The following is a 7,325-nucleotide window of genomic DNA, read 5'->3' as shown; positions in this document are numbered from 1 at the left end:
AAGTTCGGTTGGTATATGCAAGACATCAACACCGCTTATGAAAGAATGCAAAAGAGTGATGTGAAATGTCGCTTTGTGATTGATATGGGGAGTTTGAAGGGGTAATTTAGGGATAAGGGGAACACCGTCTTGGGAAAGGCGGTGTTTTTCTATGACTGTCTCTCAAAAAAAACAGGTTTTAATAATCTCAAGATTAAGAATACCTAATAAATATTTGTATTTAAAGTAAAAATAAACTAGAATATGGATATTTCTCTATTTGTAAAAGGATGATAAGCAAAATGTGGTCAGATACTGAATCTAAAGAAGACTATCTCAATTTTGGTGAAGTGTCCCAAATTGTTACTGAAATATTGGAAACCGAAGCTATGCTACCAGTTTCAATAGGTATTTTTGGAAACTGGGGAGCTGGAAAATCATCTTTATTGAATTTAATTAAACAAGAAATCAACCAAGATGAATGGATTGTGATTAAATTTGATGCTTGGCTTTATCAAGGATTCGACGATGCCAGGGCAGCACTTTTAGAAGTGATTGCTAGTCATTTGATTCAGGCTGCCAAAGATGACGAAACCATTTGGAAAAAATCTAAAAATTTATTTGCAAGAATTGATGGATTGCGTTTGTTTGGTTTAATGGCTGAAGGCGTTGCTTTTGCGGCAGGAATGCCAACTTTTGGCTTAATTCCCAAAACAGTTGAAACAGTAAAGAATTCATTGGATGGTATTCAGGATGAAGCAGAAAGCAAACAAGTTGTAGAAGCAGGAAAAGAAATAGTTGATTCAAGCAAAAATCTTATCAAACCAGAAGAGAAACAAACGCCACCACAACAAATTGATGCTTTCAGAAAAGAATATGGCGAAATATTACAAGATTTAGGCAAAAAGTTGGTTATTGTAATTGATAACCTTGACCGTTGTTTGCCTGCAAATGCCATTCAAACATTGGAGGCAATTCGTTTGTTTTTATTCCTAAATCGTACTGCTTTTATTATTGCGGCTGATGAGGAAATGATTCGTCATTCCGTTGCAGAGCATTACAAAGATTTGTCTTATCGTCATCAAATTGATTACTTGGACAAATTGATTCAAATCCCCATTCGTGTACCCAAAGCAGGTGTGCTTGAAATTCGTGCATATTTATATATGTTATACGCCATTCATCAAAAATTATCCACCGAAAAACTCGCAAATTTACGCGAATTTTTAGAAAACCATTTGCAACAATCTTGGAAAAATCAGTCTTTAAAGCCAGAGCAGGTAACTAGTGAAATTGATGAACAAGAGAATCACAATTTATTGGCAGATTTTGAACGAGCAAACAGAATCGCTCCTTTGTTGGCAAATTCGCCCAATATTCACGGCAATCCCAGAATTGTGAAACGCATTTTGAATACCATTAAAATGCGTGCCAAAATCGCAGATAAGCGTCAAATGCCATTAAATGAAGCGATTATTACCAAGTTAGTGATTTTTGAGCGATGTGTAGATTCTGATGTAGTAACAAAATTTTATCAACTTATCAATAAAGAAGATGGCAAACCCAAACTATTAAAGGAGTTAGAACATAGCAATGAGCAAAGCTTATCAACGCTCTCTGAAAATAAACCCATTCAAGAATTTATCAAAGAATGGGCAAAATTAGAGCCCAAATTATCTGATGTTGATTTGCGAGCGGCAATTTATTTATCCAGAGAAACCATACCATTGAATACTTATACCGCTCAGCTTTCTCAAAAAGCCCAAGATGCTTTAAGTATTTTACTTACAACCTCAACAAGAACAGGTTCACAAAATAACCAAAATGCCATTCAACAATTAACAACAGATGAACAAATATCTGTTATGGAAACCTTAATTGAACAATTAAGAAAAGTTGATATTTGGGATAAAAGCCCAAAAGGTTTTATGGGAGCTTGTTTGTTGGCGGAAAATTCAGAAGATGGTGCAAAAATTTTAAATCGCTTTATTGTTGAATTGAAAAATAAAGACATTAATTATCCGTGGTTGAACAAAAGATTAAAAAGCGAAACTTGGTATCAGGAGTAATCAATGGGCACTTCACAATCTAGCGTAGGACCAAATGGTCGTTCCCCTCTGTTACCTGCTTGGGTTGATGATGGTCAAGCATTGCTACAAACACCAGAACTGCAACGATTAAAAGGATTTCGCCAAGCAATAGGTAGGGCTGTACAAGGCGGTGGGCGTGAGGATGTGCGTAAAGCACTTGGTCATTACGCTCAAAAAGCCAGTGGTGGCAAACATACAGCCGTACAAAAGCTGGGAAAAATTACCCAAGCGGGTTCTGGTTTGTTTGGTATTTTTTCAGGTAACCGGCAGCAACAATATTCGGTTAATTTAAATAGTTTAAATGGTCAGCCTTGCGATGCGGTTATCAATCAAATTACCGAATTATTGGCTGGACATCACGGAGATTCAGACAAAATTCGTTCTGCGATAAATGTGGCGTTATCAGAAGCATTAGAAGGAATGACGACTTTTGATGAAAATAGTATTACTGTTGAAGTTATTGGTAAAATGATGGTTTGTTATTTAACTGAAAGTATTTTTCTGCAAATTGCACACGATGCTGGTAAGGCGTGGAAGAAGGGGGATAATCCTATACAAATTGCTAAAGCGGAAAATGATTTAAAACAGCTAATCCGTGAAATCGTAGATGAAACGCTTCGCCCTAAATTTACAGATGATGTTTGCCAGCTAACAACCGAACAAATGCAAGAAATTCAAAAACAAGCCATTTTGGAAATTTGGGAAGAATGGGAGACTTATTTATGACACAATTGGTTTTTCATCACGATATTGAACAATTAAAAAATCTACCAAACGGTATAATGCCTGTTCGGTTGTATGAAATGGGGGATAAAAATCTACAAATTGCCCAAATTGGCAATAAGGTTTTGGATTGTGTAGAAAGGTTGGGTGTTGAACTCAATAGTCAAGTTATGGATTTTCTAACCATTGCTATGGCAGTAACGGCGGCAGACACCTTTGTTTTACGAAAAGATACCGCAAATGGTTGGTATCGTTCTTTCTCTATTACTTTGCCTTTGTGTCAGCCTGATATTTGGCAAGCAAACAAAACCCATTTAGAACAAATTTTACACTTTTTGAGTGGAGATATTTGGCAGTTTAATTTTCAGGCAGGCGGGCAATTACCGCCACAGCCCTATAAATTAAATAGAAGAGCTAAATTGGTGGATTTGAGAAATAAAGACAGTGTGTGTTTATTTTCAGGTGGTTTAGATTCAGCAATTGGAGCAATAGATTTATTGGAGCAGGGTTATTCACCTGTATTGGTTAGTCATTCTTATAAAGGCGACAAATCACGCCAACAAATGATTGTTGAAAAATTTAACCAAAGTCGTTATGCCAATCAATTTTCTCAATTTAATGCAATTGCACAGCCACATTTAAACAATGGCGGGACGACTGAAATCACAATGCGAACCAGAAGTTTAAATTTCTTGGCATTTGCAGTTATATCAGCTTATGCATTACAGGAAGTTGTGCAAGAAGCGATTGATATTTTCGTGCCTGAAAATGGAGTGATTTCAATCAATGCACCTTTAACACCGCGCAGAGTAGGTACTTTGAGTACCCGTACCACGCACCCTTATTTTATTCAAGAATTACAAAAATTATTCACTGCGGTCAATATTCCTTTTATTTTAAAAAATCCTTATCAATTTAAAACTAAAGGACAAATGATAGCAGAATGTGCAAATTTACCATTATTGCGACAAATTATCCCCGATACTGTTTCGTGTAGTCATTGGAAACGCAAAAACCAACAATGCGGAGTCTGTGTTCCTTGCCTAATTCGTAGAGCGTCATTGTATTATGCTGACATTACCAATGATGCTGACTATGAGTTCAATAACATTCGGCAAATTCTGACACATCAGGATAGAAGGGATGATTTATTTGCTTTAATGGGTGCTATTGGTCAAAAAAATCATCGTAATATGAATCAATGGGTTTTACAAAGTGGCTCATTACCCATTCAACAATTAAATCAGTTTTCTGATGTTTTTATGAATGGCTTAAATGAAGTAGAGCAACTTTTAATAGCGAATCAAGTATTATGATGGATATGCATTGCCATTTAGATTTATATCCCAATCCACAATATGTTGTGAAACGATGTCAAGATGAAAATCTGTATGTCTTGTCTGTTACAACCACGCCAAAAGCGTGGTATGGCACAAGTTTATTGGCAAAAGATTGCTCTCGTATTCGTACTGCTTTGGGATTACATCCACAATTGGCTCACGAGCGTTGGCGAGAGTTGGAATTATTTGATGCCTTATTAAACCAAACTCGCTATGTAGGTGAAATTGGTTTAGATGGTGGAAAAGAGTTTAAGGCATATTGGGAAATTCAATTAAAAGTTTTTCGCCATATTTTAAGAAGCTCAGCAAAAGCTGGTGGAAAAATATTAAGCATACATTCTATAATGAGTGCAAATGCTGTACTAGATGAATTAAGTCAAGTGGATGGCAATTTGCCAATTCTTCATTGGTTTTCAGGGACAAAACAACAGTTAAAACGAGCGATTGAAATGGGGTGCTATTTCTCAATTGGACCTGCAATGCTGAATAGTAAAAAAGGGTATGAACTAGTTCAGGCAATTCCAAGGGAAAAGATACTGATTGAGACAGATGGTCCGTTTGGTACTTTTCAAAAACAAGTTTTATATCCTTGGGATAGTAATATTACAGTTTCCATTTTGGCAATGATGTGGAAGGTTGATATTTCAGAAGTTGAAAATGTGTTGAGACAAAATCTATTTCACCTAGTTTCACAACATATATAACCCATAACCCCACCTTATACCCGCCCATAACCATTCTCAATTTCCCTTAATATCTAAAATCTTGTATAATATCCCATTTTCCAACCAAACCATTAGGACAGCCCATTCCCTAATGGTTTATTTTTATTTGTCAAACCGATGAAACCGACTGTTAAACACCCCATTTTAAAACTCCTGCTTAAATTCACCCTTGCCACGCTTAGCATCTTTGCCCTGATTGTCGCCATTTTGGGCGTGATGCTCTATCGCAATTTGGGTGGATTGCCCGATGAGAGCCGTTTTGCTCATTTGTCTTATTACAAAAACGGGCAATTTGTGAACCTTTATACCGATGATTTGCCCTATTATCCCGACAAAGCCACAGGGCAAGGCGGTTTTGTGCGGTTTGACGGCTACACGCCAAAGGCTCGTTTGCCTATGATGGATTTAAATCAGGCGACTTTTGGCCAGCCTGAAAACTTCGCCTATTATTGGCTCGGTCATGCGTCTGCCATTTTGGAGCTGGACGGCGTACGCTTTTTGACCGACCCTGTGTTTGACAATGCCAACCCCTTGAATTTACCGCTCATCGCCCCACGCTTTCAAGAAGCCCCAATCACACGCCAAAACCTGCCTGCCATTGATGTCGTCTTGATTACCCACGACCATTACGACCATTTGGAAGCCACGACCATTCGCCATTTAGCGGACAAGGCAGGGCGGTTTGTCGTACCGCTTGGCGTGGGGGCAAGATTGCAATCGTGGGGTGTATCGCCCGACAAAATTACCGAACTGGGTTGGGGCGACAGCACGCAAATTGGCAAGATCAAACTCACCGCCGAGCCGACTCAGCACTACTCATCACGCTGGACGAATGACCGCAATAAAACGCTGTGGGCGTCTTTTGTCTTTGAAGGGAGCAAACGGCTGTATTGGAGTGGCGACACAGGTTATGCCGAGCATTTTTCCGACATTGGCAAAAAATATGGCGAATTTGACCTTGCCTTTATGGAGATTGACGCTGCCAATGCAGGCTGGCCAAAAACACATATGTTCGCTCATCAATCGGTGCAAGCGACCCTTGATTTAAACGCCAAAAAAATCTTGCCAATGCACTGGGGCGTGTTCAGTTTGGGGCGTAATCCGTGGTATCAATCCATTGATAATGCGGTAAAAAGTGCCAAAGAAAACAATCTGCCCATTGATGTCCCAAAAATGGGCGAGAAATACGCGGACGGTTTTGTGAATGATAATTGGTGGGAAGATAAGGCGTTAAGAAGAGAGTGATTTTATTATTTTCAATCCAATGTAGGGGCGAACACAACGCCCAAATAAATTTTATCTTGGAGAAACCTTATGTAGCACCTAGAAATCTTTCGCATTTTTAATGGCGAACAACAAGTTTGGCAACATTTTTCAGACAGCCTGAAATGTGAGATGAAATTCGCCATTTATCTGCCCGACACCGCCAAAACCCAAAAATTGCCTGTGCTGTATTGGCTGTCTGGCTTGACTTGCACCGAGCAGAATTTTATTACCAAATCGGGATTCCAGCGTTATGCCGATGAGCAAAACGTTATTGTCGTTGCCCCCGACACCAGTCCACGGAGCGAGCGTGTGGCGGACGATGACGCTTATGATTTGGGGCAAGGGGCGGGATTTATGTTAATGCGACTCAATCCCCTTGGGCAAAGCATTATCAAATGTATGACTATATTGTCAAAGAGTTGCCTGATTTGATTCACAAAAATTTCCCCACAAATGGCAAACAATCCATTTTTGGGCATTCAATGGGCGGACACGGGGCATTGATGATTGCCTTTAAAAATTCTGATGTTTATCAAAGTGTGTCGGCATTTTCACCCATTGTCGTCCCAAGCCAAGTGCCGTGGGGGGCAAAAGGCGTTCGGTGCGTATTTGGGCGATGATAAAAATACATGGCAAGATTATGACAGCGTGGCATTATTGGAAAAATATCACACCAATATCATTGCCAAAAATTTGCCAATTTTGATCGAACAGGGCGACACAGACCAATTTTTGAGCGAGCAATTAAAACCTGAACTGTTTTGCCAAATGGCGGATAAATTGGGCGTAAATTATGGGTATCATCTGCAAAATGGCTATGACCACTCTTATTATTTTATCGCCACGTTTATTGGTAAACATATTGAATTTCACGCCAAATTTTTAAAATAAACCCAAATACCGTCCAAATGGGCGGTGTTTTTATTTTCCAAATTTAAAAACATCTTTTCCAAAAATCATTATTCTTTTATCAATTTTAAAATTTTATAATAACCCTACTTCTCAATTTAGAGCGGTTATTATGAAATCATCAATCAAAGCCCTTACCTTGGCATTAGTTCTAACCTTACCTTTTGCCAGTGGTATCGCCCACGCCAAAACGGTAACACAGCCTGTAAAAACGGCAGTTCAATCCAAATCCGTCATCACTCATATCCGCACCCAAGACGGCTTAAATTTTCTCTTATACCAACCGAACCCAA

At 38.8% G+C, this 7,325-nt stretch carries 6 protein-coding genes and 1 pseudogene; all 7 read left to right on the top strand.

The window, feature by feature from the left end:
• The first annotated feature begins 281 nt into the window (after positions 1 to 281).
• Positions 282 to 2,048: a KAP family P-loop NTPase fold protein gene (locus B5J93_RS13035; RefSeq protein ID WP_079326753.1), complete on the top strand. Its 1,767-nt coding sequence runs from the start codon at positions 282 to 284 to the stop codon at positions 2,046 to 2,048.
• Between the two features lie 3 nt (positions 2,049 to 2,051).
• Positions 2,052 to 2,795, top strand: coding sequence for a hypothetical protein (locus tag B5J93_RS13030; protein WP_079326752.1), 744 nt, complete (start codon positions 2,052 to 2,054; stop codon positions 2,793 to 2,795).
• A complete protein-coding gene (gene qatC / locus B5J93_RS13025) occupies positions 2,792 to 4,108 on the top strand; it encodes a Qat anti-phage system QueC-like protein QatC (RefSeq protein ID WP_079326754.1) in 1,317 nt (438 codons plus the stop codon). Before B5J93_RS13030 ends, qatC begins: the two co-directional genes overlap by 4 nt.
• Positions 4,105 to 4,836, top strand: coding sequence for a Qat anti-phage system TatD family nuclease QatD (gene qatD / locus B5J93_RS13020; RefSeq protein WP_079326751.1), 732 nt, complete (start codon positions 4,105 to 4,107; stop codon positions 4,834 to 4,836). The genes qatC and qatD overlap by 4 nt, the downstream gene beginning before the upstream one ends.
• 138 nt (positions 4,837 to 4,974) lie before the next feature.
• On the top strand, positions 4,975 to 6,102 hold the full coding sequence (locus tag B5J93_RS14120) for an MBL fold metallo-hydrolase (protein WP_079326750.1): 1,128 nt from the start codon (positions 4,975 to 4,977) through the stop codon (positions 6,100 to 6,102).
• Positions 6,103 to 6,186: 84 nt separating this feature from the next.
• Positions 6,187 to 7,014, top strand: a pseudogene (gene fghA, locus B5J93_RS13010) (S-formylglutathione hydrolase).
• A gap of 130 nt (positions 7,015 to 7,144) precedes the next feature.
• A partial coding sequence (locus B5J93_RS13005) for a hypothetical protein (RefSeq protein WP_143823562.1) occupies positions 7,145 to 7,325 on the top strand: 181 nt, incomplete at its 3' end.

Origin of the sequence: Moraxella equi (assembly GCF_002027555.1) — a bacterium.
In the GTDB taxonomy this organism is placed as follows: Bacteria; Pseudomonadota; Gammaproteobacteria; order Pseudomonadales; family Moraxellaceae; genus Moraxella; species Moraxella equi.
This window is presented reverse-complemented; position numbering and strand designations above follow the sequence as displayed.